The sequence below is a fragment of the Faunimonas pinastri genome (assembly GCF_900110915.1).
In the GTDB taxonomy this organism is placed as follows: domain Bacteria; phylum Pseudomonadota; class Alphaproteobacteria; order Rhizobiales; family Afifellaceae; genus Faunimonas; species Faunimonas pinastri.
Genome location: NZ_FOFG01000011.1, coordinates 114,905 through 140,959 on the forward strand (window position 1 = coordinate 114,905; position 26,055 = coordinate 140,959).

General features: G+C 65.6%; 23 protein-coding genes. 9 read left to right on the forward strand and 14 right to left on the reverse strand.

The features are described from left to right. Positions 1-261: 261 nt before the first annotated feature. Positions 262-2,484: a bifunctional diguanylate cyclase/phosphodiesterase gene (locus tag BMY25_RS14675; protein ID WP_092497840.1), complete on the forward strand. Its 2,223-nt coding sequence runs from the start codon at positions 262-264 to the stop codon at positions 2,482-2,484. 19 nt (positions 2,485-2,503) lie between these two features. On the opposite strand, the gene BMY25_RS14680 is transcribed toward BMY25_RS14675, so the two are convergent. From BMY25_RS14680 to BMY25_RS14690, 3 genes are all read right to left on the reverse strand, one after another. Beyond that, positions 2,504-3,235: a hypothetical protein gene (locus tag BMY25_RS14680; RefSeq protein WP_143061984.1), complete on the reverse strand. Its 732-nt coding sequence runs from the start codon at positions 3,233-3,235 to the stop codon at positions 2,504-2,506. A gap of 80 nt (positions 3,236-3,315) precedes the next feature. Then, positions 3,316-4,029, reverse strand: coding sequence for a lysophospholipid acyltransferase family protein (locus tag BMY25_RS14685; RefSeq protein WP_092497844.1), 714 nt, complete (start codon positions 4,027-4,029; stop codon positions 3,316-3,318). Positions 4,030-4,130: 101 nt separating this feature from the next. Next, entirely contained in the window at positions 4,131-4,988 is an 858-nt protein-coding gene (locus tag BMY25_RS14690; RefSeq protein WP_092497846.1) for a helix-turn-helix transcriptional regulator, read from the reverse strand. Between the two features lie 96 nt (positions 4,989-5,084). On the opposite strand from BMY25_RS14690, the gene BMY25_RS14695 reads away from it, so the two are divergent. Beyond that, positions 5,085-5,990, forward strand: a complete 906-nt coding sequence (locus BMY25_RS14695) for an SDR family oxidoreductase (RefSeq protein WP_092497848.1) — start codon at positions 5,085-5,087, stop codon at positions 5,988-5,990. 55 nt (positions 5,991-6,045) lie between these two features. Here the strand turns inward: BMY25_RS14695 and BMY25_RS14700 are convergent, their stop codons facing one another. Continuing rightward, complete coding sequence (locus tag BMY25_RS14700; protein WP_092497850.1) at positions 6,046-7,125, reverse strand: zinc ribbon domain-containing protein; 1,080 nt, start codon at positions 7,123-7,125, stop codon at positions 6,046-6,048. Between the two features lie 141 nt (positions 7,126-7,266). Then, complete coding sequence (locus BMY25_RS14705) at positions 7,267-8,592, reverse strand: aminotransferase-like domain-containing protein (protein WP_092497852.1); 1,326 nt, start codon at positions 8,590-8,592, stop codon at positions 7,267-7,269. Positions 8,593-8,694: 102 nt separating this feature from the next. On the opposite strand from BMY25_RS14705, the gene BMY25_RS14710 reads away from it, so the two are divergent. The 5 genes from BMY25_RS14710 (at position 8,695) to BMY25_RS14730 (ending at position 13,574) form a co-directional block, all read left to right on the forward strand. Further along, positions 8,695-9,657: an ABC transporter substrate-binding protein gene (locus BMY25_RS14710; protein ID WP_092497902.1), complete on the forward strand. Its 963-nt coding sequence runs from the start codon at positions 8,695-8,697 to the stop codon at positions 9,655-9,657. 1 nt (position 9,658) lies between these two features. Further along, positions 9,659-10,546 (forward strand): ABC transporter substrate-binding protein, encoded by an 888-nt coding sequence (locus tag BMY25_RS14715; RefSeq protein ID WP_092497854.1) that lies wholly within the window; start codon positions 9,659-9,661, stop codon positions 10,544-10,546. Then, positions 10,543-11,529, forward strand: a complete 987-nt coding sequence (locus tag BMY25_RS14720) for an amino acid ABC transporter permease (protein WP_092497856.1) — start codon at positions 10,543-10,545, stop codon at positions 11,527-11,529. Before BMY25_RS14715 ends, BMY25_RS14720 begins: the two co-directional genes overlap by 4 nt. After that, a complete protein-coding gene (locus BMY25_RS14725; protein WP_092497858.1) occupies positions 11,526-12,305 on the forward strand; it encodes an amino acid ABC transporter ATP-binding protein in 780 nt (259 codons plus the stop codon). The genes BMY25_RS14720 and BMY25_RS14725 overlap by 4 nt, the downstream gene beginning before the upstream one ends. 87 nt (positions 12,306-12,392) lie before the next feature. Next, positions 12,393-13,574 (forward strand): M20 aminoacylase family protein, encoded by a 1,182-nt coding sequence (locus BMY25_RS14730; RefSeq protein WP_092497860.1) that lies wholly within the window; start codon positions 12,393-12,395, stop codon positions 13,572-13,574. A 90-nt stretch (positions 13,575-13,664) separates the two neighbouring features. On the opposite strand, the gene BMY25_RS14735 is transcribed toward BMY25_RS14730, so the two are convergent. The 7 genes from BMY25_RS14735 to BMY25_RS14765 all read right to left on the reverse strand — a co-directional run bounded on the left by BMY25_RS14735 (position 13,665) and on the right by BMY25_RS14765 (position 21,936). Beyond that, positions 13,665-14,444: an SDR family oxidoreductase gene (locus BMY25_RS14735; RefSeq protein WP_092497862.1), complete on the reverse strand. Its 780-nt coding sequence runs from the start codon at positions 14,442-14,444 to the stop codon at positions 13,665-13,667. A 26-nt stretch (positions 14,445-14,470) separates the two neighbouring features. Beyond that, complete coding sequence (gene dgoD, locus BMY25_RS14740; protein ID WP_092497864.1) at positions 14,471-15,619, reverse strand: galactonate dehydratase; 1,149 nt, start codon at positions 15,617-15,619, stop codon at positions 14,471-14,473. 94 nt (positions 15,620-15,713) lie between these two features. Further along, complete coding sequence (locus tag BMY25_RS14745; protein ID WP_092497866.1) at positions 15,714-17,348, reverse strand: GMC family oxidoreductase; 1,635 nt, start codon at positions 17,346-17,348, stop codon at positions 15,714-15,716. Between the two features lie 49 nt (positions 17,349-17,397). Beyond that, on the reverse strand, positions 17,398-18,288 hold the full coding sequence (locus tag BMY25_RS14750) for an aldose 1-epimerase (protein WP_092497868.1): 891 nt from the start codon (positions 18,286-18,288) through the stop codon (positions 17,398-17,400). Positions 18,289-18,299: 11 nt separating this feature from the next. Continuing rightward, positions 18,300-19,292: an ABC transporter permease gene (locus tag BMY25_RS14755; protein WP_092497870.1), complete on the reverse strand. Its 993-nt coding sequence runs from the start codon at positions 19,290-19,292 to the stop codon at positions 18,300-18,302. 10 nt (positions 19,293-19,302) lie between these two features. Further along, entirely contained in the window at positions 19,303-20,832 is a 1,530-nt protein-coding gene (locus BMY25_RS14760) for a sugar ABC transporter ATP-binding protein (RefSeq protein WP_092497872.1), read from the reverse strand. Between the two features lie 114 nt (positions 20,833-20,946). Next, positions 20,947-21,936, reverse strand: coding sequence for a substrate-binding domain-containing protein (locus BMY25_RS14765; RefSeq protein WP_238858352.1), 990 nt, complete (start codon positions 21,934-21,936; stop codon positions 20,947-20,949). Between the two features lie 252 nt (positions 21,937-22,188). Here BMY25_RS14765 and BMY25_RS14770 point away from each other — a divergent pair, with 252 nt between their 5' ends. Next, positions 22,189-22,944, forward strand: a complete 756-nt coding sequence (locus tag BMY25_RS14770; RefSeq protein WP_092497906.1) for a FadR/GntR family transcriptional regulator — start codon at positions 22,189-22,191, stop codon at positions 22,942-22,944. A gap of 403 nt (positions 22,945-23,347) precedes the next feature. Beyond that, a complete protein-coding gene (bla, locus tag BMY25_RS14775; RefSeq protein ID WP_177176876.1) occupies positions 23,348-24,295 on the forward strand; it encodes a class A beta-lactamase in 948 nt (315 codons plus the stop codon). A gap of 347 nt (positions 24,296-24,642) precedes the next feature. Here the strand turns inward: bla and BMY25_RS14780 are convergent, their stop codons facing one another. Together BMY25_RS14780 and BMY25_RS14785 are read right to left on the reverse strand one after the other, a co-directional pair. After that, entirely contained in the window at positions 24,643-25,023 is a 381-nt protein-coding gene (locus BMY25_RS14780) for a YkgJ family cysteine cluster protein (protein ID WP_092497875.1), read from the reverse strand. A 300-nt stretch (positions 25,024-25,323) separates the two neighbouring features. Continuing rightward, positions 25,324-26,007 carry a GIY-YIG nuclease family protein gene (locus BMY25_RS14785; RefSeq protein WP_177176877.1) on the reverse strand — a complete coding sequence of 228 codons (684 nt, stop codon included), beginning with the start codon at positions 26,005-26,007 and terminating at the stop codon, positions 25,324-25,326. Positions 26,008-26,055 lie beyond the last annotated feature (48 nt).

Consider the following 26,055-nt stretch of genomic DNA (forward strand, 5'->3'; position numbering starts at 1 on the left):
CACAGGGCATGATAGGAGCCTTCGCCGGACAATCCGCGAGGGATGCGACGGTCGAGCGGATCCACGAGAGAACCCCCTTCGTCTTCATGCCCTGTCGAAACAACATCAGAAATCGCGTCCGGCTGCCCGAGGCACCTAGTTCCCGACGGAGGTCCGGGCGATCCATCGGTGACGATTGTCAGCCGTCGGCAGTGTCCGCGCGCCGCGATGGGGAACAGGAAAGCAGGAGCTCCGCAACCGTGCAAAAGCAGGTGAGATCGCATGTCGCTGTTTAGGATCGACCGCTGGCGACGGGGTCTCTGGTCGGACCTCGTACCGCTCATCGGCGTGGCCATGCTGCTGATCGCCGCCGTGATCTCAGGCCTGCTTTACTATGCGGCGCAACAGGTCGACGCGAACTCGGCCAGGCAGCAGCAGGGGCTGGTCTCGGTCGTCGTGCAGCAGGCGCTGGATCGCGTGCCGCATGACCAGGAAAGCGTGACCGTCTGGAACGAGGCTGTGGAACGGGTGCGCGGTACTCCTGACCCGGACTGGCTAGACGCCAATCTCGGCGTGTGGATGCACACCTATTTCGGGCACGATCGCGCCTATATCCTGAACCCCGCCGGAACCGCGATCTACGCCATGGTGGATGGGCATCGGGCAGCGCCGACGGACTACGAAGAGGTACGCCCCGTCACGGCGCCTCTGTTGCAGGAGCTTCGCGACAAGCTGGGCCATTCGGTTATGGACAAGGCTTCCAATCCCACCATCCGCAGCACGGGGGCCCTCGATCTCGCGTTGATCGGCGGCCATCCGGCCGTCGTCAGCCTGAAGCCGATCATCTCCGAGGACGGGTCGATCCAGCAGGCGCCCGGCGCCTATTACGTGCATGTAGCGATCCGGTACCTCGACGGACGCTTCGCCAGAAACCTGTCGAGCAGGTACCTGCACAGCGCGGTCAGCTTCTCGGTCGGCGACGCCCGCCCCGACAGGCACCACATCTCCTATCCCCTGATGAACCGCTCCGGCCAGACACTCGGCTCCTTCATCTGGAGACCGATGCTGCCGGGGCAGCGGATGCTGCGGGAGATCGTGCCCGTCCTGGCCGCATCGCTGCTCTTCGTCGCGGCCGTGATCGCGCTGCTTCTGTTCCGGCTGCGGCAGGAAAGGCTGCAACTGGAAGCAAGCGAAGCGCAGGCGCAGCATCTTGCCTTTCATGACAGCCTGACCGGGCTGCCGAACCGGGCGCTCTTCAACGATCGGCTGGATCACACGCTGGCGGGCCTGAAGCGCGGGCAAGAGCGGCTGGCGGTGCTTTACCTCGACCTCGACCGCTTCAAGGAGGTGAACGACACGCTCGGCCATCCCGGCGGCGACGAGCTTATCCGGCAGGTCGCGGCACGGCTTTGCGAGGAGGTGAGGGCAGGCGATACGGTGGCCCGTCTGGGCGGCGATGAATTCGGCATCATCCAGACCGGCGTGAGTTCGCCGGGCGACGTGGAAACGCTGTGCGCGCGCGTGATCGAGACTGTGGTGCGTCCCGTCGCGATCATGGGAAGCGAGGCTTTCGTCGGCATCAGCATCGGCAGCGCGCTCGCCCCAACGGATGGGCAGGACCGGACGGAGCTCCTGCGCAAGGCCGACATCGCCCTCTACAACGCGAAGGAAGAGGGCCGGGGCCGCTTCGCGCTGTTTCAGGAATCCATGGACGCCACGGTCCAGATACGCCGGCGGGTGGAGCGGGAGCTACGCGAGGCGCTGGCCAGCGGCGTGGGGCTCACCGTGTTCTTTCAGCCGCTCTTTTCCGTTCAGCAGGATGCGGTCAGCGGGGTCGAGGCGCTGGTAAGATGGCAGCACCCGCAACGCGGCCTGCTGTCGCCCGCGACCTTTATCCCGATCGCGGAAGAAACGGGGCTGATCGAACCGCTCGGGCTCTGGGTGCTGGAGCACGCCTGCGCGGCGGCGGTCGGCTGGCCGATCACGACACTCGCGGTCAACGTATCCGCCGTTCAACTGCGGAATTCGAAGTTCCCGCAACAGGTTCTGGCCATTCTGGCGCGCACCGGGTTCGACGCCAAGCGGCTGGAGCTGGAGGTCACGGAAACCGCGATCGTGAAAGGCGCAGAGCGCTCGCGCGCTGCCTTGGACGCCCTGCGGTCGGCCGGCATCCGCATCGCGCTGGACGATTTCGGAACGGGCTATTCCTCGCTCAGCCACCTTCGCGACTTCGCCGTGGATCGGGTGAAGATCGACCGCTCCTTCGTCACAGGCCTGGCGCAATCGCCGGACCGGACCGCCTTCGTCCAGGCCATCGTCGACCTCGCGCAGGCGACGGGACTGAAGGTGACGGCGGAAGGCGTGGAGACGGCGGAGCAGCGGGCGACGCTCTCCGATATCGGCTGCACGGACCTGCAGGGTTATCTCCTGTCCAGGCCGCTATCGAGGATGGATACCGACCGGCTTTTCGCGAGCAAAGCGCTGCCGGACCAGTCCGTCGCCTGAGGGGTGATCGGCTGCCCGGCTATTTCGCCCGCACGTAAAAGCCGGAGAAGGTGACGTTGGCCCCGCCGCAATTGTTGTTGTCACGGGCCAGCAGATACGGGCCGCGGCGGACCATGCGCACCCGGCAGTCGAACTCGTCGCCGGCCTCGTAGGGCAGGGTCTCGTCGTTTGCGCCCGTCGAAAAGGCAATCGCGCCATTCGCCGGACGCACCTTGCCGCTGAGGACGCCGACATGCACTCCGCCGTTCTTGCGCCGCCAGGGATCTCCCATTCCCCACGTGGCTTCGCCATCGACGGCCAGAAGTCCTGCCGCGTCGGAGGTGACGGTGATGTCCTGCTCTGGCGCGATCCAATGACCGGCCCAGTCTTGCGGCGCCTGTTGCGCTTGGGGGAGAGCGGTGAGCGCCGCGCTCGGCAACCAGCCGATGGTCGCGAAGCCTTTCGCCCCGGCATAGCCGGCGCAGGTATAGGCGCCCTGGGTCGGGCCCGCGAGAACCACGTCGCCGGGAAGCACGAAGGCCCGCTCGCGGCACGCTGCGCTGTCGTTCGGGCAGCCATGCACGAGCACGTCGTCCTCCACGAAATGAACGCGCCCGGATGATGAGGTCACCGCCGCGACACGCGCCTCTTCGTCCACAAGGTCCGACCAGACGCAGCCGGCATGCGCGGCCGATGGCAAGACGAGGCCCGCGACCAGCGCTGTGCGAACGAGCGGGCCGCGATGCATGCGTGGGATCAGCGTCGACAACATGGAATATCCTTCGCGGCCGTCCCGGAGCGTTCCGGCACGAATAACGGGTGTGAGGATTGCCTTCGGGAAGGGCGAGCCCTTCAGCAGCTCTCGGCGAGAGCGGCCTTTTCGCGGTTGATGGTGCTCTCGATGCGCTGCAGGAACTCCGCTTGTCCGAGCCCCGGCGGGATTTCCTCGATCACCCGCAGGGTGATCTCGCCCGCCGCCAGGCCAGAACCGCCGCCCTTCCAGAAACAGCCGGAATTGTGCGCCAGCGTCAGCGCCGGCACGCCGAGCTTGCGATAGAGCGCGGCCACGCCGACTTCGAACGGCCGGGTCTCATGGACGTCGATCCGGGTGCCTTCGGGGAAGATCAGGATGGAGAGGCCCTGGTCGATCGCCGACTGGGCCTGCCTGAGCATCTGGACCAACGTCGCGCGGCCACCCTGCCGGTCGATCATGATCATCGGGTAGTTGGTCAGGAACCAGCCGAAGATCGGCACGCGGGACAGCTCCTTTTTCGCCACGAAGGAGAGGTTCCGGAAGACGGTGATGAAGATCAGGGTTTCCCAGGCAGACTGGTGATTGCAGATGATCAGGCGCGGCTTCCCGTCGTCGGGAAGGGTGCCTTCCACGCGGTAGCGCAGCCCGACGATGTTGCCGAGCCCCCACTGGACGCCGCTGGCCCAGAACCGCGAATAGGCCCTGACCCTCCGGCTGCTCCTGCCGATCATCAGAAAGGGAATGCCCAGTCCCAGGACCAGCGTCCACAAGGCGAGGAAGAGCGAAAACAGCTTCGATCTGAAGGAGGACATGCCGGCGTGCTTTTCGGATCAATTCGGTGAGGAGGAAGCAGAGTCCGGCCGAAAAGGCCAGACCTGTCCGACACTCCCGGCCAGCGCTCTTGACCGGGGCTTCAACCGGGCGGTTCGGAACTCGCCGAAGTCTCCGCCCGGGATGCCATGAGCGACCGGATGCTCTCGGCGGCCTCCGCCGTGACCGGATTGTAGACGATCATGCCGAGATCCGGGCGGCCGTCCACGGAAAAGACGGAGAACTCCATCTCGACCAGCCCCAACTCGGGGTGCCGGATGCGTTTCGTGCCTTCCGTGTTGCCGACCACGTCGTTGTCCCGCCACATCGCGTCGAACTCGGGGCTGGCACGCGACAGTTCCTCCACCAGTTGCGCGCTTTCGGCCGTCGCGCCGGCGCGGGCGACATCCGCCCGGAACGCGCCCACCACGAAGCGGGCGACGCTGTTCCAATCCTCCTGCACGGAGCGGATGCGGGTGTCGGAAAACATCAGGCGGAGGATGTTGCGCTGCTCGCGGCTGAGCTTGGAATAATCGGTGAGAAGCGCCGCCGCCGCGGCGTTCCAGGCCACGACGTCCCAGGTCGCGGTCTTGACGATGGCCGGGCTTGGCGAGAGGGCGTCCAGCACACGCTGCAACCGGGGCGTGACTTCATCCGCGCCCTTGTAGCGAGCCTCCGGAGGCCGGCCCAGGCCGAGCATGAAGAGGTGCTCTCGCTCCGGCTCGGTCAGCATGAGGCCGGCGGCGATCCGGTTGAGGACATCCGCCGAGGGCGCGCCGCCGCGACCTTGCTCCAGCCAGGTGTACCAGGTCGGGCTGATATTGGCGCGCTGGGCGACCTCTTCGCGGCGCAGGCCCGGCGTGCGCCGCCGTCCGCCGTCGAAGCCGAACGCCGCGGGGTCGAGACGGGTGCGCCGGTCTTTCAGGAATGTGCCGAGCGGATTGCCGGTCTCTGCGGGCATGGAAAGCCTGTTGATGATTATACTACGATAAGATCACTACTTTAACAGGACAAACGGTAGGCCGACATTGCGATCCGAACAACATCGGAGATTTCAATGCGCGTCTTTCTCACGGGAGCAACGGGCTTCATCGGCTCCCGCATTCTGCCTGAACTGCTGGCCGCCGGGCACCAGGTCGTCGGCCTGACCCGCTCCGACGCCGGCGCGCGCGCCCTCCAGGCCGCTGGCGCGGACGTCCATCGTGGCGAGCTGGAACATCCGGAAACCATGCGCACCGGAGCGGAACAGGCGGAGGCGGTCATCCACACCGCCTTCGACCACAACTTCGCGAACTTCGTGGCCAATTGCGAAAAGGACCGGCGCGTCATCAAGGCACTGGGCGCGGCGCTGAAAGGGTCCGACCGGCCGCTCCTCATCACGTCCGGAACCGGTATCGGCGATGCCGGCCACGGCCAGCCCGCGACCGAGGACGTGTTCAACAGGGACCACCCAAACCCGCGCATCGCGTCGGAACTCGCCGGGCGCGACTTGCTGGAGGCGGGCGTCAACGTCTCGGTGATGCGGCTTCCCCAGGTCCACGACACGGTGAAGCAGGGCCTCGTCAGCCCGTACATCGCCCATGCCAGGGAGAAGGGCCTCGTGGCCTATGTCGGCGAGGGGCGGAACCGCTGGCCGGCGGCGCCGGTGGACGATGTCGCAAGGCTCTACGCGCTGGCGATCGAGCAGGCACAGCCGGGCGCGCGGTATCATGCCGTGGCGGAAGAGGGCGTGACGGCTCGCGAAATCGCGGAAGTGGTGGCGAGCGGCCTCGGCCTTCCCCTGGCGTCCCTGTCTCCGGAAGAAGCCCCGGCGCACTTCGGCTGGCTCGCCATGTTCGTCGGCATGGATATGCCGGCATCCAGCGCCTGGACGCGCCAGCAGCTTGGCTGGAAGCCGACCGGGCCGGGGCTGATCGAGGATCTCCGGCGTATGGACTACGCGGCGAATGCAGCCGCCGCGTAGCGAGAGGGCGAATCCGTTTGCATCGAGCGGCGGCCCGAGGGCTGCCGCTCTCGCCTCAGATCGCGGGGACGAGCGTGTCCGGCGATGGCGCGGCGGATGGCGCGGCGGATGGGGTGCCGCAGGCTTGGCAGAAGGGCGAGAAGGCGCTCTTGCGCGTGTCGCAATTCCGGCAGCTCTCAAAGAGGCCGATGCCGCAATGCGGGCAGAAGGTAACCTCGCCGCCGCTCAGGTTCACCGGTCGCTCGCAGCCGGGACAGACGCTCTTGGAAAGCCGGAGCAGGGCCATGTCGTAGTTCATCTCGTTGCGGCGCAGGACGTCGGGCTGCTGTTCCGCCGCCGCCTGCCGGGCGAGGTAGCGGTTCAGCGCGACGATGACGCTGCGGCCGACGACGACGGTCAGGATCAGACCGACACCGTAGCGGACATAGCCGCCATAGCTCGGCAGATACGGCACCAGCTCGACGAAGAAGGTGAACAGCGCGAAGAAGATGAAGCCCCAGGTGAACGGCCACCATGAGCTTTTCCGCTGTGTCCGGAAGAGCCAGAAGGCGATCAGCAGCAGGGGCAGGGTGAGCGCCAGGCGGTAGCCGAAGACCCGAACCTCGGCCTTGCTGTATTCCGCCTCCAGCTTCTGGTCCGCCACAGACTCCAGTTCGTCCAACTGCGCCTGCGCCGCACTCTCGCCCTGCTGGGCATCCAGCGAGTTCTGGTTCTGGGCGTCGACGGCGTGCTGCGCGTCTTCCTGTTCCTTTTTCAGAGCGTCGAGGGCGGCGGTACGGGCGATCAGCTCATTGTCCTGCGAAGGCAGGTTCGTGGCCTTGCGGGTATCCAGCCAGTTGGCGAAGGTGTCGCGCGCGTTGGAATAGGCGGTTTGCGTCGCCTGCAGCTTCAGATTGGCCTGATCGAGGCTCTCGGAAGCGGCGGCCTGAGCGTTCCGCGCCTCGGCGATCGCCGATTGCAGCGGTTCGGCCGCGGACTGGTCGACGAAATCCTCGCGGCTCAGGTGCCGCTCGACCTGCGGCAGATCCTGAATGACGAGGCTGCCGAAGCCGACCAGGCAGAGGGCGAAGGCGACGGCAACCAGCCAGAGACCGCGCTGAAACCATTGTTCGGAAAGCCGTCTCGATCTGCCCATTCGCCCCACCCGGAATCGCGACAACGTCGCTGGCTGTGGCGGTTCGCCGCAGCATCGCGCCATGCCTGCCACAGCTATCGGCGGAGGTCGACCCGCTTTGTCCATTTCGGCCTGCATCGGCCTCCGGCATCGGAGCGGACCTCAGGATTGACAGCCCAGCACGATGGCTTCCGCCACTTCGTCGTAGCGGTCCCGCAGGCTCGCGGTCGCGACGCGGATGTGGCTCACCGGGTGCATGGAGAATTTCGATCCCGGATTGACGGCGATTCCACGCGCCGCCAGCGTCACCATCGCGAAGGGCTCGGACGGGACCGGAACCCAGATGCAGAGGCTCTGTCCGTCGGCCACGGGAACCGCATTGGCCCGCAGCGCGGACGCGATGCGTTGGCGCCGTTCCCGATACCGGCCTCTCGCCGTTTGAAGCAGGTCCTGCGTTTCCCGGTCGCGCAGCAGCCACGCGGTCGCGGATTGCAGGACGCGGCTGGTCCAGCCCGCGCTGAAGCTGCGATAGTGCTGAACCTGGTCCACGACGGTTTTCGAACCGGAGAGCACCGCAATCCGCAGGTCCGGTCCCAGCGTCTTCGAATAGGACAGGATGTGGACCACCCGCTCAGGGAAGCGGCCGCCGAGGCTGATCCTCGGCCCGTCGGAAATGTCGCCGACACCGTCGTCCTCGATCACCAGCGCCGTCGTTCCCTCCAGCACGTCACCCAGCGCGGCGAGCCGCTCCGCCGTCATCGTCCGGCCCGTGACGGAATGGAGGCGCGGCTGGAACAGGAAGGCGACGGGCTTGCGCGTCATCGCCTCCGCCAGCGACGCCGGCAGCGGTCCCTGTTCGTCGCAGCGCACAGGCAGGGCGCGCGCCCCCAGATCCTCGACGATGTCGAGCAGCCGCATGGCGGTCGGATCTTCGATCGCGACGAGCGCCCCCGGCGTGACCACGGCGTGGAGCAGGGCATAGACGGCGTCATAGCCGCCATTGGTGCTGAGAAACGCCTCCGCCTCGTAGGGCCAGTCCTGCCGCACGACCTCTTCGAGCTCGGGCAGAACGCGGCTGCGCACATAGCTGTTCAGGTTTTGGGCCGAAGCGCCGTGCGCCATGGCCGCGGCCAGGGGTGGCAGCAGATCGACATCCGGAACGGCGTTGCGAAGATCCAGCACGTCCGTCCCGTAGTTCCCGGAGCTGGCGAGCCGCTTGGGTTTCGGCACGTAGCGGTCGTCGTTCACCCAGCTGCCGTTCCGGCCACGGCCGATGATGATCTTCTGCCGCCGCAATTCGCTCCAGGCCGCTGAAACGGTGGCGGGGCTGACGCCCAGCACGAAGGCGAGATCCCGGATCGCCGGGAGCTTGGCGCCGACCGCCAGCTCGCCGCTTCGGATCAGCGCGCTCGTCTCCAGCGCGATTCCGTTCGCCGAGCGATCGCCCAGCTTTTCCGCAAACCACTCGGTACTTCCCGGCCTGGTCATCGCCGCCCTGATTTAATGTTCAATAACGTAATAACCTTTGAGATCATCATTTTGAACATTTAGCCATAAGCGCCAGACGAAATTCTAGGCTTGTTCAAAAAGATGCCACTGACACTTCGCCTCGCGGTTCGCGACTGGGATTATCTCACACCGCTCGCCCTCGGAGATGTTTCCTCTCCGCGGCTGAACCTGGTGATCGATCGCGTGGGCACGCTGGTGTCGAACGTGGCGAAGGACGAGGCGCACGATGCTGCCGAGATGTCTTTCAGCCGCTATACGCAGCTGCGCCACGACGGCGACGAGAGCATCGTCGGCATTCCGAATTTCATCATGCGGGGCTTCCGCCATCGCTGCGTGATCACGACGAAGAACAGCCCGATCACCGAGCTTGGCCAGCTGAAGGGCAAGCGCATCGGCGTCACCGGCTGGCGTGATTCCGGCAATACGTGGACCCGCGCTGCGCTGCGGCGCGAAGGCGTCGGTGTGGAAGACGCCACCTGGTTCGCCGGCCGCCTCACGGAAGCCCATCCGATCACCGACCGGCTGGACGGCTTCGGTCGCCCCGGCCGCATCGAGGCGGCGCCCGGAGAGCGGCCGATGGTCGACCTCCTGCGGGCCGGTGAGCTCGACGCGGTCTTCACGCCGTTCATGCCCGACGGCTTCTACGCCGAGGATTCCGGGCTCCGGCATGTCCTGGAGAATTACCGGGGCGCCGAAATCGACTACTTCAACGAGGTCGGCTACGTGCCCGGCATGCACCTGATCGCCTTCAAGGCGGACTTCGTCTCCGAGCATCCCTGGGTGATGGACGAGATCAGCGAACTCGTGGACGAGTCGCAGCGGGTGTGGCTGTCCAAGCGGCGGAAGTACGCCGACACCACGCCGTGGATCATCGAGGAACTGGGCCGCGTGTCGCAGGATCTCCCGGCGTCCTGGAACGCCAGCGGCTTCGCCGTGAACGAGAAGATGATCGCCGACTTCGCCGAAGAGCTGCACGCGCAGGGCATCCTGCCGAAGCTCCTGACGCCGGCCGATCTGTTTCCACTGCATAAGAGAGGGGAATAACATGGTTTTCAGGCTTCTCGCTTCCGCGGCCCTTTTGGCTGCGATGCTGACCGGGTCCGTCGCTGTTGCGCAGGACGCGCCGAAACTCTCCGTCGATCAGGAGCTCCGCGCTCGTCTGCCGGAAGATATCCAGAAGGCCGGCGTGATGACCTCGGTCAACAACGGCTCGTTCCCTCCCTACGAGATCGTCACCGGGACGGAGCTCACGGGCGCCAGCGCCGAAATAGGCGACGCGCTGGGCCAGCTTCTGGGCTTGAAGATGAAGCATGCGTCCGTCAGCGGACTTCCGGCTATCCTGTCGGGCATCAATTCCGGGCGGTACCAGATGGCGTTCGGCCCTATCGGCGATTTCAAAAGCCGCGAAGAGGCCAACGACTTCGTCGACTGGGTGCAGGAATTCGTCGTCTTCGCCGTGCAGAAGGGCAACCCGAAGGGCATCACCTCGCTCGACACGGCCTGCGGGCACAGCATCGCGGTGATGGCCGGCGGCTCCGCGGAGAAGGTGATCCAGACGCAGGCGGAGAAGTGCAAGGCTGACGGCAAGGGCGCGATCCAGGTCCAGTCCTTCACCGACCAGCCAAGCTCTATCCTCGCCGTGCGCTCCAAGCGATCCGACGCCTTCTTCTCCTCGCAGGCGCCGCTGACCTATTTCGTCCAGCAGGCCGGCGGGCAGCTGGAGCTGACGGGTGTCGGCCAGAAGAACGGCTTCGAGGATCTCTACCAGGGCGCCGTCGTCTCCAAGGGCTCGCCGCTCGCGGCCGTGCTGCGCGACGGCGTGAAGAAGCTGATCGACAACGGTACCTATGCCGCGGTGATGAAGAAGTGGGGCCTTGAGGGCAACATGATCAAGGAGCCCGGCATCAACCTCGGCGGGACCCTGCCGAAATGAGCGCCTTGCGTGACGGAACGGCTTCCCCCTCGGGGGCGGCCGACCGGACCGATCTGAGAGATGTCGCTAAGGCGCACCGGCCGTTCCCCCTCGGTCGGCTGATCCTCTGGGCCGTGGCGATCCTGATCGCGGCCGATTTCGTGTGGATCGTCGCGGGCAACGAGAACTTCGGCTGGCCGGTCGTCGCCAAATACTTCTTCGATCCGACCGTGCTGCAGGGTCTTACCGTCACGCTCGGCCTGACGGTGGTCGCCATGACCATCGGCATCGTGCTGGGCCTGCTTTTGGCGATCGCACGCCTGTCGCAGGACGGGCTGGCCAACACGGTGGCCGGTCTCTTCATCTGGTTCTTCCGCGGCACGCCGCTGCTGGTCCAGCTGATCTTCTGGTACAATCTTTCCACGCTGTTCCCGGAGCTGTCGATCACCATCCCGTTCGGGCCGAAGCTGGTGGGCTGGGATACGAATTCGGTGATTTCGCCGATGACGGCGGCCATCGTCGGCCTTGCCCTGAACGAGGCGGCCTACATGGCCGAGATCATCCGAGGCGGCCTGCTTTCGGTCGACAAGGGGCAGGCGGAAACGGCCGAGGCGTTCGGCATGACCCGCGTCCGAGCGCTCTGGCGCGTGATCATCCCGCAGGCGATGCGCTCCATCGTTCCGCCGACCGGCAACCAGCTGATCAGCATGATCAAGGCGACCTCGCTGGTCAGCGTCATCGCGATGGCGGACCTGCTCTATTCGGTGCAGTCCATCTACAACCGCACCTTCGAAGTGGTCCCGATGCTGCTCGTGGCCGTGATCTGGTACCTCTTGATCACGTCTGTCCTCAACGTCGGACAGAGCTACATCGAGCGCTATTACAGCCGTGGGGATCGCCGTTCCGCCCCCAGGGCCGCGCGCGACGCGGCCACGGAAGCGCCGGCCACGGAAGCGCCGATGGGACCGTCCCCCACCAATGTGCCGCAGGAGGCTGCCCGATGACGGTGACCGCGACAGTCGAGCCCCTGGTCAAGGCTCGCAACGTCCACAAGGCCTTCGGTGATGTCGAGGTCCTGAAGGGCATCGACATGGACGTCGCTCCCGGCGAGGTCGTGGTGATCCTCGGCCCCTCCGGTTCGGGCAAGTCGACCTTCCTGCGCTGCATCAACCATCTGGAGAGCATCGATCAGGGCTCCATCATGGTCGATGGGGAGCAGATCGGTTACGAGCTGCGCAAGGAGCGGCTCGTGAAACTGGGCGGTTACGCCATTGCCCGGCAACGGCGCAAGATCGGCATGGTGTTCCAGCAGTTCAACCTCTACCCGCACATGACGGCGCTGCAGAACGTCATCGAAGCGCCGATCGGGGTGCACGGCGAAAGCCGGCAGGCCGCCACCGACAACGCGATGAAGCTTCTCGACCGGGTGGGCCTCGCCAGCAAGGTCCACAACTATCCGCGCCAGCTTTCCGGCGGCCAGCAGCAGCGCGTCGCCATCGCGCGGGCGCTCGCCATCCGACCGAAGCTGATGCTCTTCGACGAGCCGACCTCTGCGCTCGATCCGGAGCTTGTCGGCGAGGTGCTTTCCACCATGCGCGACCTGGCAGATCAGGGCCTCACCATGATCGTGGTGACGCACGAGATCGGTTTCGCCCGCGAGGCGGCCGACCGCGTAGTCTTCATGGATGGCGGCAACATCGTGGAACAGGGGCCGCCGGAGCAGGTCATCGGCAATCCGCAGCACGCCCGCACACGCGCCTTCCTGAGCCGCTTCATCTGATCCAGCCAAGCTTATCAACCCTTGCCGGGCCGGGCTGATCCGCTTCCCGCGTCGATCCGCCGACAGCCCCCAACCTTCGAGTGTCCCATGCTTCGCGACAACAGCTATGCCCGCCTTTCCGACTTCGAGCCGAAGGCCCAGGAACTCGCCGCCATCCGGCAGCACCTGCATGCCCATCCCGAACTCTCCTTCGAGGAGGCGGAGACGGCCCGCTTCGTCGCGGAAAAGCTGCAGAGTTGGGGCTACGAGGTAACCCGCAATGTCGGTGGCCACGGCGTGGTGGCTCGCATGAAGGTCGGCGACGGCACGCGCAGCGTCGCGATCCGCGCCGACATGGATGCGCTGCCGATCGAGGAGGAGACCGGTCTTGCCTATGCCAGCCAGTTTCCGGGCAAGATGCACGCCTGCGGTCATGACGGCCACACGACCATGCTGCTGGGCGCGGCGGAATATCTCGCCCGGACGCGCCGCTTCGACGGCACGCTGAACCTCATCTTCCAGCCGGCCGAGGAAGCGGGCGCGGTCAGCGGCGCCCAGGCGATGATCGACGACGGGCTGTTCGAGCGGTTTCCGTTCGACGCGATCTTCGGCCTGCATAATCATCCGGGCGCGCCGGCCGGCACATTCCTCATGCGCTCGGGGCCACTCATGGCGGCCAGCGACACCGTGGACATCACTATCCGGGGCAAGGGCGGCCACGCCTCGCGTCCGCATCTGACCGTCGATCCCATCGTGGCGGCCTGCAGTCTCGTCATGGCGCTGCAGACGGTCGTGGCCCGCAACGTCGATCCGACACAGGCCGCCGTGGTGACGGTCGGCACGATCCATTCCGGCAAGGCCACCAACGTCATCCCGGAGACGGCGACGCTGTCGCTGAGCGTCCGTTCCTTCGAGCCCAAGGTCCGCGACGTGCTGGAACGGCGTATCCGGGCGCTTGTCGCATCACAGGTCGAAGGCTACGGCGCGACGGCCGAGATCGACTACGTGCGCGGCCATCCGGTGGTGGTCAACGCGCCGGAAGAAACGGAATTCGCGACCGAGGTGGTGACGGAGCTGGTCGGTGCGGAGAAGGTGCTGCCCTGTCCGCTGATCCCGGGCAGCGAAGACTTCTCCCACTTCCTGGAGCACAAGCCCGGCTGCTTCCTGCGGCTCGGCAACGGCGAGAACTCCGCCATCCTGCACAGCCCCAAGTTCGATTTCGCCGACGAGAGCCTCACGACCGGCGCCGCCATGTGGGCCCGGCTGGCCGAGCGCTATCTCCACGACTGAAACATGGGTCCGCTATTTGGCGGATCTCTCCCGAAGCTCGGGTAAGCAGCGAGCCGGTCCGGATGCGGACCGCCTCGCGCGCATCCGCGGCTACGCGGGATGTTGCTGGACGCTGAGGCCGCCATCCACCGTCAGGCATGTCGCGTTCATGAACGGGCATTCGTCGGAAATCATGAAGACGGCCGCCAGCGCGATTTCTTCCGGCGAGGCGATGCGGCCGCCCGGATGCAGCTTCATCGTCTCTGCCTTGGCTGCTTCCGGATCGGGGAAGCTGTTCCAGTAGTCGATGACCTTCTGCGTCGAGACATAGCCCGGAGCCAGCGCGTTCACCCGCACCCCCTTCGCCGCATATTCCAGCCCCAGCGCCTTGGTCATGCCGAGCAGCGCATGCTTGGCGAGCGGGTAGGGGAAGGTGTGCGGGATGATGGTGAAGGCGTGGGTGGAGGCGATGTTGAGAATCGCGCCGCCACCGGCCTCCATCATGCCGGGCAGCACCGCCTTGCAGCAGTTCCACGCGCCCTTCAGGTTGACGTCGAAGCAGCGGTTCCACTCTTCGTCGCTGGTCTCCAGCGGTTCGTGAAAGACGTTGACGCCGGCATTGTTGACGAGAGCGTTGAGCGTGCCGATCTGCCCGTTCGCCTCGACGACGGCTGCGGCGATGGCCGCCGCGTCAGAGATGTCGGCGGCACGGCAGCCAACCGTCATGCCCGTCTGCCGCAACGCTTCGGTGGCTTCCGACAGAAGGGCTTCGTCCCGGTCGATCAGGAACAGGCTCGCGCCTTCCCGGCCAAACGCGCGCGCGATGGCCAGCCCGATCCCCTGCGCCGCGCCCGTGACCAGGATGCGCTTGCCTTCAAGACGACCGCTCATCGATGTCTCCCCATTTCCGGTCGCGCCTACCACTCGGCGAAGCTGCCGTCGGCGTGCCGCCAGATCGGGTTGCGCCAGCGATGGCCTTCCTTGGCGCGCTCGATAACGTAGGCCTCGTTCACTTCCACGCCGAGGCCCGGCCCCTGCGGGATCGAGACGAAGCCGTCCTCGTAGCGGAAGACTTCCGGGTTGGAGAGATAGTCCAGGATGTCGTTGTTCTTGTTGTAGTGGATGCCGAGGCTCTGTTCCTGGATGAAGGCGTTGTAGCTGACGGCGTCGATCTGCAGGCAGGCGGCCAGCGCGATGGGGCCCAGCGGGCAGTGCGGCGCCAGCGCCACATCGTAGGCCTCCGCCATGGTCGCGATCTTGCGGCATTCGGTGATGCCGCCGGCATGCGACAGATCCGGCTGGATGATATCGACATAGCCGTCGGAGAGCACGCCCTTGAAGTCCCATCGCGAATAGAGCCGTTCGCCGAGCGCGATCGGCACGCTGCAATGCTGCGAGATTTCCTTCAGCGCCTCGCGGTTTTCCGAGAGCACGGGCTCCTCGATGAAGAGAAGTTTGTAGGGCTCCAGTTCGCGCACCAGCACCTTGGCCATCGGCTTGTGCACGCGGCCGTGGAAATCGGCGCCGATGCCGATATAGGGGCCGACCGCCTCGCGCACGGCGGCGATCGTTTCCACCGCCTTTTCCACGCGCTCATGCGCATCGACGATCTGCATTTCCTCGCAGCCGTTCATCTTGACCGCCTTGAAGCCGCGGGCCACGGCTTCCTTGGCCGCCGCCGCGACATCGGCCGGCCGGTCGCCGCCGATCCAGGAATAGACCTTGATCCGGTCGCGGCACTGTCCGCCGAGAAGCTGATGCACCGGCACGCCCAGCGCCTTGCCCTTGATATCCCAGAGCGCCTGGTCGATGCCGGAAATGGCGCTCATGTGGATCGCGCCGCCGCGATAGAAACCACCGCGATACATCACGTTCCAGTGGTCCTCGATGAGGAAGGGGTCCTTGCCCACGAGATAGTCGGAGAGTTCGTGGACGGCGGCCTCGACGGTCAGCGCGCGGCCTTCCACGACCGGCTCGCCCCAGCCGACGATGCCTTCGTCGGTCTCCACCTTCAGGAACAGCCAGCGGGGCGGAACGATGTAGGTCGTGAGCTTGGTGATCTTCATAATGGGATAACCTTGTTCTGGTGCTGCCCATTTGTGGCAGCAGACCAGCGAACGGGAAACGGCTTTCGCCGCGCGGCAGGGGTTGCGCCCTGCGCTAGTGGGCGAGGATGAGGTCCGCGGCTTTCGCGGCGGCGGCCATGACGGCGGCATTGGTGTTGCCACTGACGATGGTCGGCATCAGCGAGGCGTCGATGACCCGCAAACCCTGAACGCCGCGCACGCGGAGATCCGGCGTGAGCACGGCCTCCTCGTCGGCATCGTGTCCCATGGGGCAGGTGCCGACGGGATGGTAGCCGGTCTTGACCGTCCGCCTGAAATGCTCGGCAAGATCGGCATCGCTGGTGACGTTCGGCCCGGGGAAGATCTCGCGATCGATCAGCTCCTTCATCGGCGATGCGGAGAGCACGCCGCGCGCGAAGCGGAAGCCGGCCATCGTCGTCCGGAGATCGTCGGGATGATTGTAGATGCCGGTGTCGATCACGGGATCGGCCAGCGGGTCGCTGGAGCGCAGCGTCACGCGACCGCGCGCCTTGGGCCTGAGCAGCAGCGAGTTGATGGTGACGCCATGGCCGGGATCGGTGCCCATCACGTCGCGATCGAGATAGACCGTCGGGACGCAGAACATCTGGATGGTCGGCTGGTCGTTGTTGCCGTTTTCCGGATCGAGGAAGGCGCATGTCTCCACGCCGGTGGTGGAGACCGGGCCTGAGCGGAAGAGCAGATATTGCAGCCCCGCCTTCAGCATCTTCATGCCGCGATCCTGCCCGTAATAGCCGAAAGCTCCCTTGGTCGTCGCCACGACCGGCACTTCGTAATGGTCCTGAAGATTACCGCCGACGCCGGGAAGCGCGACGCGGATATCGATGCCGTGGCGGGCGAGTTCGTCCTGCGGGCCGACGCCGGCGAGCATCAGGATCTTGGGCGTCTGGTAGGCGCCGGCGGCGAGCAACACCTCGCGCCCGGCATCGGCTGAGCGACGCGAGCCGTTGACGACGTAGTCCACGCCGACCACGCGGTTGCCCTGCCAGCGCAGGCCGGTCACGGTCGCGCCGGTTTCCACCGTCAGCAGCGGATTGTCGAGTACCGGCTTCAGGAATGCGTCTACCGCAGACGAGCGGCGGCGCGTCGCCCAGTCGATCGTGTGCTGCATGAAGCCGACGCCATACTGATGGGCGCCATTGAAATCCGGATTATAGGGAAGACCGAGCTGCTGCATGGTCTTCACATAGGTCCGCGTCATCGGGCTGGTGTGACCGAGATGCGAGATCTTCAAGGGACCGCCGACGCCGTGGAATTCACCGGCCAGGTGGTCGTTATCCTCCTGCGCCTTGAAGTAGCCCAGCATCTCCCGGTACGACCATGAGCCGTCGCTTGCCGCGCCGGGCGGCGTCACCGCTTCGGCCCAGCGGTCGTAGTCCGCCGCCTGTCCGCGCATGTAGACCATGGCGTTGACCGTGCTGCCGCCGCCGAGCACCTTGGCCTGCGGCACGATCGGGCCGCGACCGCCGAGCTGCTGCTGCGGCTCGGTCTTGTGCATGGAAAGATATGTGTCCTTGGCCAGGAACTTCATGTAGCCGGCCGGGTAGTTCATGATCGGATTGGACTTGCGCGGTCCGCGCTCGACGATGAGCACGCGTGCGCGGCCCTCCGTGACGAGCTTCTGCGCAACGACGCAGGCGGCGCTGCCGCCTCCGACGAGGATATAGTCGAACGCTTGACTCTGAGGCATGGCGCCCTCCGCGGACGAAGCCGGATTGCTGAAATGGATCGGCTTGGTGTCAGCCGAGAAGCTCGGGCTTGAGCCGTACGCTGCCGGACAGGGTCTCGGCGGGCGCGAGTGGCTTGAGCCCGCCGAGACCTTCGAGATTGTGCCCGTTGGCCAGATGCGTCATCGGCTCGAAGCAGAAATAGTCACGCTTGTAGCCCGGATCGAAGCCCGTATCTGAAACGAAGACGAACGCGTGCCGGAAGATCGGGTCGGCACGCATTGCCAGCCGCGCCGAATGTTCCGGCCAGGTGATCTCGGCCACGCCGGACCAGTCCTCGAAGCCGTTGTTCACCCAGTGATGCGGCAGGCCGCGCGGACGGCTGAAGTCGAGTTCCTCGGGAATGTCGGTCGCCTCGCCGGGCAACCAGCCCTCCACCTCGGTCCAGAACTTCGCCGCCGGTGCCTTCAGCGTCGTCTGCGGCGTCATCGCGAAGTAGGGATGCCAGCCGAGACCGAAGGGCAGGGTGCTCTCGCCGCGATTGGTGACGGACAGGGAAAGGACCAATGCCCCGTCCTCGATGGCGAAACGCTGGGTCGCCTCGTAGGCATAGGGCGTGCCGCCGCCGCAATGGGCGAAGCCGAGCGTCAGGCTCCGTTCGTCCTGCGCGACGACCTGCCACTCGTCGAGCCAGCCTTCACCATGGAGGTAATGCCGGTCCCAGTCCGTATTGGGCTGGAACGCGTAGCTGCGGCCTTCGAAGCTGAAGCGATTGCCGGCCACGCGGTTGGCGAACGGGACGAGCGGATAGCACGCGGATTGCAGTGCGGTGGCGTCGTCCGGCGCATCGCGGAGCAGCGGGATGCTGGTGCCCGCAGCGCTCCAGCGCAGGCGGGTGATGATACCGCCCGCGGTGGAAATCGCGGCGTCGAAGCCGTCGCCGGCCAGCGTGATCGAGGTCATTGCCCGTCTCCTCAGGCGACGCGGCTGCGCTTGATCGCCTGGATATTGGCGAGAACGGCCGCCACGATGATCACGCCGCGCACAACCTGCTGGAAGAAGGGGTTGATGCCGAGCAGCACGAGCCCGTTGCCGATCAGCGTGATCACCAGCACGCCCAGAAGCGTGCCGAGCATGGAACCGCGCCCGCCGGAAAGCGAGGTGCCGCCGACCACGACCGCCGCGATCACGTCGAACTCCAGTCCGTTGGCCGCCGTCGCATTGCCGGAGCCCAGCCGCGACACGAGCAGGATGCCGGTGATCGCGGCCATCGCGCCGGCGATGGCGAAGATCGCCACGCGGATGCGGCGCACATTGATGCCGCTGAGGAACGCCGCATGCGGGTTGCCGCCGATGGCGAAGATGGAACGGCCGAATGCGGTCTTGCGGCTGATGAAGGCGAAGATCACGAACAGCACCAGCATGATGATCGCCGCGGGGGGCACGCCAGCGACGGAGCGGTCCAGCGCATCCACCATGTCGTTGCGGCCGATGGAGACCGGCAGCGCGTCGGTGACGAAGAGGGCGATGCCGCGCAGCGCGCTCCAGAGGCCCAGGGTCGCCACGAAGGACGGGATGTCGAAATAGGCCCGCAGGACGCCCGCGATCGAGCCCAGAACGGCGCCGATGGCGATCGCCAGCACGAAGGCCAGCGGCGTCGGCACGTGCCATTGCAGAAGATAGGCGAGGGCCACGGAGATGAACGCCACCATCGGCCCGACGCTGACGTCGATCTCGCCGGCGATGATGATCAGCGTCGCGGCCCAGGCGGCGATGCCGATGGTCGCCGCGTCGCGCAGGATGTTGATCTGGTTGTTGAACGAGAGGAAGCCGCCCGCCATCGTCCCGAACACCGCGTAAAGCACGACGATCGCGGCGAAGAGGCTCAACTCGTTCATGTGCTGGGTGAAGCGCGGCCGGCGCTTCACCGCTGCCGATGCTGGCGCGGATGCCTGTTCCAGAGTCATGGGATGATCCTCAGTGGGAGGTGATGCAGGCTGCCATCACGGCATCCTGGTCGATGTTCGGGGACGTGAATTCCTCCTGCAACTCGCCGTCGCGCAGCACGAGCACGCGGTCGCAGACGAGCGGCAGTTCCTCGATCTCGCTGGAGACGAAGATGATGCTTCGCCCCTCGGCCGCGAGATCCCGGATGATGGCGTAGATCTGCGCCTTGGCTTCCACGTCGACGCCGCGCGTGGGTTCGTCGAGAAGCAGGACGCGGCTGCCGGCATGGACCCAGCGGCCGATCACGACCTTCTGCTGGTTGCCGCCGGACAGGGTGCCGATCGGCGTATCGGTGCGGGCCGCCTTGACGTGGAGGCGCTCGATCACCGCGCGAGCCGCCGCCGAGATCTTGGAAGATGACAGGATGCCGCCGCTGCTGACCGCCGGAAAATCCGTCATGAGGGCGTTCTCGTCGACGCCGAGCAGTGGGACGATGCCCTCGTCCTTGCGGTTTTCAGGCGTGTAGCCGAAGCCGCGCTTCATCATGGCGTGGTAGCCAGGCTTGCGAACCGGGGCGCCATCCACGTTGATCGTGCCGGCCTTGAAGTCGCGCACGCCCATGATGGCCTGCAGCAGCTCGGTGCGGCCGGTGCCGAGCAGGCCGGCGATGCCGAGGACCTCGCCCTCGTGCAGCTTGAACGACACGGAGGAGAGCTTCGGCGGCAGGCTGAGATCCTTCACCTCCAGCACCACCTTCTCGCGGGCCCGGGAGGTGAGCGCCGTTGCCGCATCCGCCTCCGCGCCCAGCATCAGCCGCACGATCTCGCGCGTATCCGCGCCGGCAACGTCCACCGTGTCGATGATGCGGCCGTCGCGCATGATGGTGGCGGAGCGCGCGATGCGGCGGATCTCGTTCATGCGGTGGCTGACATAGATGACGCCGATGCCTTCCGCCGCGATGCGGGCCACGGCCTCGATGACCTTCTCCGCTTCCGCCGCCGCAAGCGAACTGGTCGGCTCGTCGAGGATCACCAGCTTGGGTTTGCCGAGGAGCACGCGCGCGATTTCGACGAGCTGGCGCTCCGCCGGGCTGAGCCCGGCCACGAGACGATTCGCCGGAAGATCGAGGCCGAGCCGCTTCAGCGCGGCCTCCGCCTCCGCTTCCATCTGCCGGCCCTTGATCACGCCGGCTCCGGTCGGCCAGCGGCCGAGAAAGAGGTTCTCCGCCAGCGTCATGCCGGGAACGAGGCTGAGTTCCTGATAGACGACGCGGACGCCACGCCCATAGGCCTCTGCGGCGCGCACCGAGCCGGAATGGGCCAGGGGGCGCCCGTCGATCTCGACCTCGCCGGTATCGGGCGTTTCAGCCCCGGTCAGCATGCGGATCAGGGTGGACTTGCCGGCGCCGTTCTTGCCGAGCAGCGCGCGGACTTCGCCGGCCGCCACCTGGAAGCTGGCACCGTCGAGCGCAAGCACACCCGGATAGCGCTTCGTGCAATTCTGCAGGGAGGCGACGATCGTGCCGGCGCTCACGCCTTGCGTTGCTGCTGCGGTCGACATGGACCCGTCCTGTGAACGAAGGAGGAAGGCCGCTCCGCCCAAGCGGTCGCGGCGGGGAGGGGCGGCGCGCGGAACGCGACGCCCTGCCTGTTCAGGCTCGCGAGACGGTCGCGACTACGGCAGGCCGTCCGCGTGGGCCTTCAGCCAGTTCTTGCCGTCCTCTGCCGAGGCATAGAGGTCGATGTCGTAGGGCACCTTGATGTCCTTCGGCGCTTGGCCGTCGACCGACTTGATCGCCTCCGCGAGAGCCAGCTTTCCGAGTCCCTGGCCGGAAATGTCGACCACCGCCTTGACCACCGTGAAGTCGGCGAGTTCCTGGGCGATTTCGGTCGTCATGTCGCCGCCGAAAACCACGGTCTTGCCCGTGCGGCCCTGGCTCTTCACGGCGCGTGCGGCACCCAGCGTCGCGCCGCCGGCCTCGCCAAAGAAGGCGTCCAGATCGGGAGTGGAGCCGAGGACGGTGCTGGCGACGGACACGGCCTTGTCGAGGATCGCGCCTTCCTGGTTGGCGACGATCTTGGCGCCCGGCACCTTGGCCTTCAGCGCGTCCTCGAAGCCCTTGCGGCGGGTGACGCAGACTTCCACGAACTCGCAGTTGATCACCGCGATCTTGGGATCCGTCTTGCCTTCGGCGGTGAAATAGGCGGCCGCCGCATCGCCCAGCTTGTGGCCGAATTCGTAGGGGTCGCCGACGGCATAGGCCGACACGTAGTCCTTCATGTCGGACTCGTTGAGGCACGTATTGTAGCAGATCACCGGGATGCCGGCGTCATGGGCGCGGCGGATAGCGCGGTAGGAGCCATCGGCGGAAACCGGCGAGACTATGATCGCCTTGGCGCCCGAGGAAATCAGCGAGTCGATGAAGGACGATTCCTTGCTGACATCGCCCTGGGCGTTGGTCTCGATGACGTCGAGCTTGTAGCCGGCATCGGCCGCGCCGGTCTGGATGCCCTTGCGGACGCCGGCATAGAAGCCCTGCGCGTCCATGTAGATCGCGCCGATCTTGAGTTCCTTGTCGGCGGCGCCGGCAGGACCCGCCAGCATCATGCCGATGCCGAGGCCGGCGCCCGCCAGGGTGAGCACAGTCGTCTTCCACAGATCCATCAGATCCTCCCTTGAGGCATTGTCTGATGCAATGGCCTCGCTTTGACGGGATAGCCACTAAAGCCGGGAAAAATCGATGTCAATTCATACTACAAATTGTGAACGAACATCGATCGTCGTCGTCTGAAATGACCACACGGAGCCGCGTGGAGTGGATCGGCGGATTTTACCTTCCGGGAATCCGCTGATAAGTATGATGAAAGCGGCGCCACGGGCGTGAACCGGAACGAGAGCCGCCAGAGGGGAGCGCAGATGACAGGGCTGAATGGAACACGCCGGCCGGCAGCGCCCGGCTCGTCCGACGCGGCGGGAAAAAGGCGCGTTCGCGAGACGCTGCTGCAGCGGGTGATCGAGGAGATCGTTTCTGGCCGCTTCCCGGAGGGCGCGATTCTCCCGAACGAAGCGGAATTGGCCGAGCGCTTCGGCGTCAGCCGCACCAGCCTGCGGGAAGCGATGCAGCACGTCGTGGCGCAGGGGATGATTCGCTCACGCACCCGGGCGGGCACCATGGTGCTGCCCCGGAGCAACTGGAACTACCTGGACCCGCTGGTGCTCGACATCGTGCTCCGGCACACCACCGATCCGCAGTTCTACCTCTCGCTGATCGATGCGCGGCAATTGCTGGAACCGGCGGCAGCGGCGCAGGCGGCGGCCAGCGCGACCGAAGCCGACCTGCAAGCGATCGCAGAAGCTTACGACGAGATGGTGGAGGCCAACAGCCGCGATACGGAGGAGTGGAGCGCCGCCGACCTCAAATTCCACACGGCGATCATCGATGCGAGTGGCAACTGGGTCTATCGGCAGTTCGTCACCGCGATTCGTGCCGCGCTGCTTGCCAGTTTCCGGCTGACCAACCGGGCGAGCCAGTCGCACGAGGATGCTCTGCGCATGCATCGGGACGTGGTGGAAGCGATCCGCACCCGTCGCCCCGACGCATCCCGCCATGCCATGCAGCGGCTGATCGGCCTGGCTCGCAGCGAGATCGCCGACGCCCTGCCACGGGACTGACCCAGGTTCCCGCACCCCCCGGCACGTAACCCTCGCGATCCGCGTCGGGACGGCGGTGCCTCGTGTGAAGCCGACGTGGGCGAGGATAACTTCTTCCGGAAGCGCGGAGGCTGTTCCCGTCCTCCTGCTGCTGCCGTTCGAAGGAACCGGCACCTCGCTGGAGGGCGCCCCCTGGAGACAAACGGCATCCGCCCCGGCCGCCATGACGAACCTGGAGTTGGGGTAGCCGCTGGAGCCGAAGCGCAGAGCGATATCCTTAGGCGGCTTCGTACAAAAGCCATGTTGATCGTCCCATTGCCGTCCTGTCCGCAACGGACCGGGAGACTGACACATGCGTTCCATCAAAGAGGCTGGCCTCGGGCGAAATCTTCGCGGGGGTCTTGCGGGAGCGTGTCTCTTCGCCATGACCGCGACCACCGCCGTTGCAGCCGGTTCGCCCCATTTTCGCGGTGATCTTCAGGCTCAGCTCGATGCTCTCGCGCATAAGGCGGAGCCCGGAAAGTTCGGGATTTCCGTCCTCGATCTGGAGAGCGGCAAGAGATGGGGAGTGGACGCGGGATCGGCTTACCCGATGATGAGCGTATTCAAGGCGCCGTTGGGCGCGACGGTGCTTGCGCAGGCGGACGCTGGCAAGATTTCGCTCTCCCAGCACGTCACGATCCGACGAGCAGACCTGCGGACGGGGGCAAGCCGGATCGCCGAGGAGTTCCGTGGCGAGCAGATGACGTTCACTGTGCAGGAGCTGCTCGTCGATGCGGTAAGCTACAGCGACAACACCGCTGCGGACGCGTTGGTGCGGCTCATCGGCGGCCCGCAAGTCATCACCAGTTTCCTGGAGGGGCATGGAATCCGGGGGCTGCATGTCGACATCGACGAAGGCGGCGTGTCCCACGTCTTCTCCGGCCTCGGCGTTGCGGCCCAGCCGCCTGAAGGGGAGACAAAGGCGGAGCGGGAACACCGTTTGGAACGGGGTTACGACGCCTACCTGTCCGATCCGCGCAACAGAAGCACCCCGGATGCTGCGGTAGCCTTCCTTCAAACCTTGTGGAACGGCCGGTTATTGCCGACGAAGTCGACAAAGCATCTGCTCGACCTGCTCTATGGGCAGACGAAGCCCAGCCGACTGCGCGCAGGCATACCCGCCGGGGTCCGGCTCGCCGACAAATGCGGAACGTCAGAGTCACTGCACGGCCGGACCGCGGCGTTCAACGATATCGGGATCATGACATGGCCGGACGGCAGGACCGTCATCGTCGCCGCATTCCTGACCGGGTCGAAAGCCTCACAAGCAGAGCGCAACCAGCTCTTCGCCGATCTCGCGCATGACGTCGGGGTGACGCTTCACCCCTGACCCGAGCCGCGAAAAGTTGCGCCGGAGGGGACTGTTCACCTGATCGCCTTCTCCGGGCAGCTATCTCGTCGCGATCCCGTTGGTGCACGCGACCGGGCCCAGCACCGCCACCGTGGCGGCGGTGCTGGTGAATGTTTCCGTCACCGCCGGTGCGCGTCGTTCGACCGGGAGAACGCGGTGGCAGCCGTCGTTCAGGTTCGACACCGCGTCCGTAGTCGCTGCTTGGCATCCGGCCGATCCGTGCCATCGATCAGGATGCCCGGCAGGATCTGCGCGATCTGAGTGACGTCCGTCCGCTGGCGATGGACCTCTCGTCCAGGCTTTCCCTGCGCTTTCTCTTCAGCGGGTTACCCCGCCGCGTTGCCGGTTTTGGCCCAGGCCCGCTCCCGAGCTTCCAGGCACTCTTCGGACCCGGCTTCGAATTCGCGGCAGACCTCGGGCCGTTGCCCGTAGATCGCGCAACTGCAATTCCTTCGGAGCTCGCCTTGCAATGCGCCGCAGCGCCCGGCACCGTCCTTCCACATCTGTCGGATTCCGAGGTCGTCCCAGGAGGTGAAGCCGGGAGATGCCTGAATGGACGTCGTCAGATATCGCGGCGTCCGTTCTTCGGGATAGACAAGGACAGGTCCAGCCTCGACGCAGCACGCCCCGCACGCTTGGCAGTCAAAATCTTGCACCAGTCGCTCCAATCGCGGTCGAGTCCTGACAATGCTGCGGGGGGTACCCATGGCTGGCCGCGCTTCGCCAAGCTATCGAGTGCTACTCGATCAATCGAGCGATTTGCACGTCGCTACGGCTCCGAGTGAAAAGGACCGCTACAACGCCTGAGAAACCGCCAACGGCCTTTGCTGAGTGACGGCCGCGTGAACAGCGATGCAACCCGGCCGCTATGACGGTTACAGGTGCCTTGCGGCGCGCGATCACCTAACGGATGTCGTCCTGGTGAATGCCCTCTTCGTCAGTGGGATCTCAGGCGAGACCTCGCGCTAGCCGCGGAATTTCTGAATTGGCCATGTCCCTGTGCGGAGTTAATTCCTGTTTAGCCCCATCTCGCGGCTCTGCAATTTGCTCTTCCATAATCCTTCGGAAGCCAAGATCTCGTCGGTTGTGGCGGCTGATCCCGCAACTTCAAGAATGGAGACCTGGTAATCGGAAGGATCGCGGCTCTTCAGTCCGACGTTCCCGCCATGACCGTCTCTCACATATGACAACCAGCGCCCATGAAAACCATCAGCACCCGTCGCGGAGCCGACGTACTGCTCACGTGTCTTGGGGCAGGTCAGAAGGTAAACACCGCGGGCACTCTCAAGGGCAGCTATCCATGTTGCGGGGAGCTCTTCGATCTTTGATAATGGCACGATCAAGCGCGTGAACCCCGGGAAATCGGGCTCTCGAAAGGCTCGGCGGATCTCAAGCACAACTTTATTTTGATTATCGCATCGCTGGATCCATGACCGCTCGCTATTTCCCCAATTGATCACCAAGGTGCCTATCAGGTCATTTAAGGATTCAATCAGCGTCAGTTCATAGACGTCGCAAGTACCAACGGGGTCCACACCAACAGTGTGTGGCCAAGGCCGCTCGGTAGCATTCACACCGGAGTACCGCGCCTTGTAAATACCCGCGAGCAGTGTCTCGCCAATTGGGCTCACAACAAAGGAGGCCTGACGTGCCTCCAGGAATTCGGACCGTTTTGAGCTGGAATTTTCCACTTATGATCCCGGGATCGGGACGAGGAGAATTCCATGAAGACGTCGAAG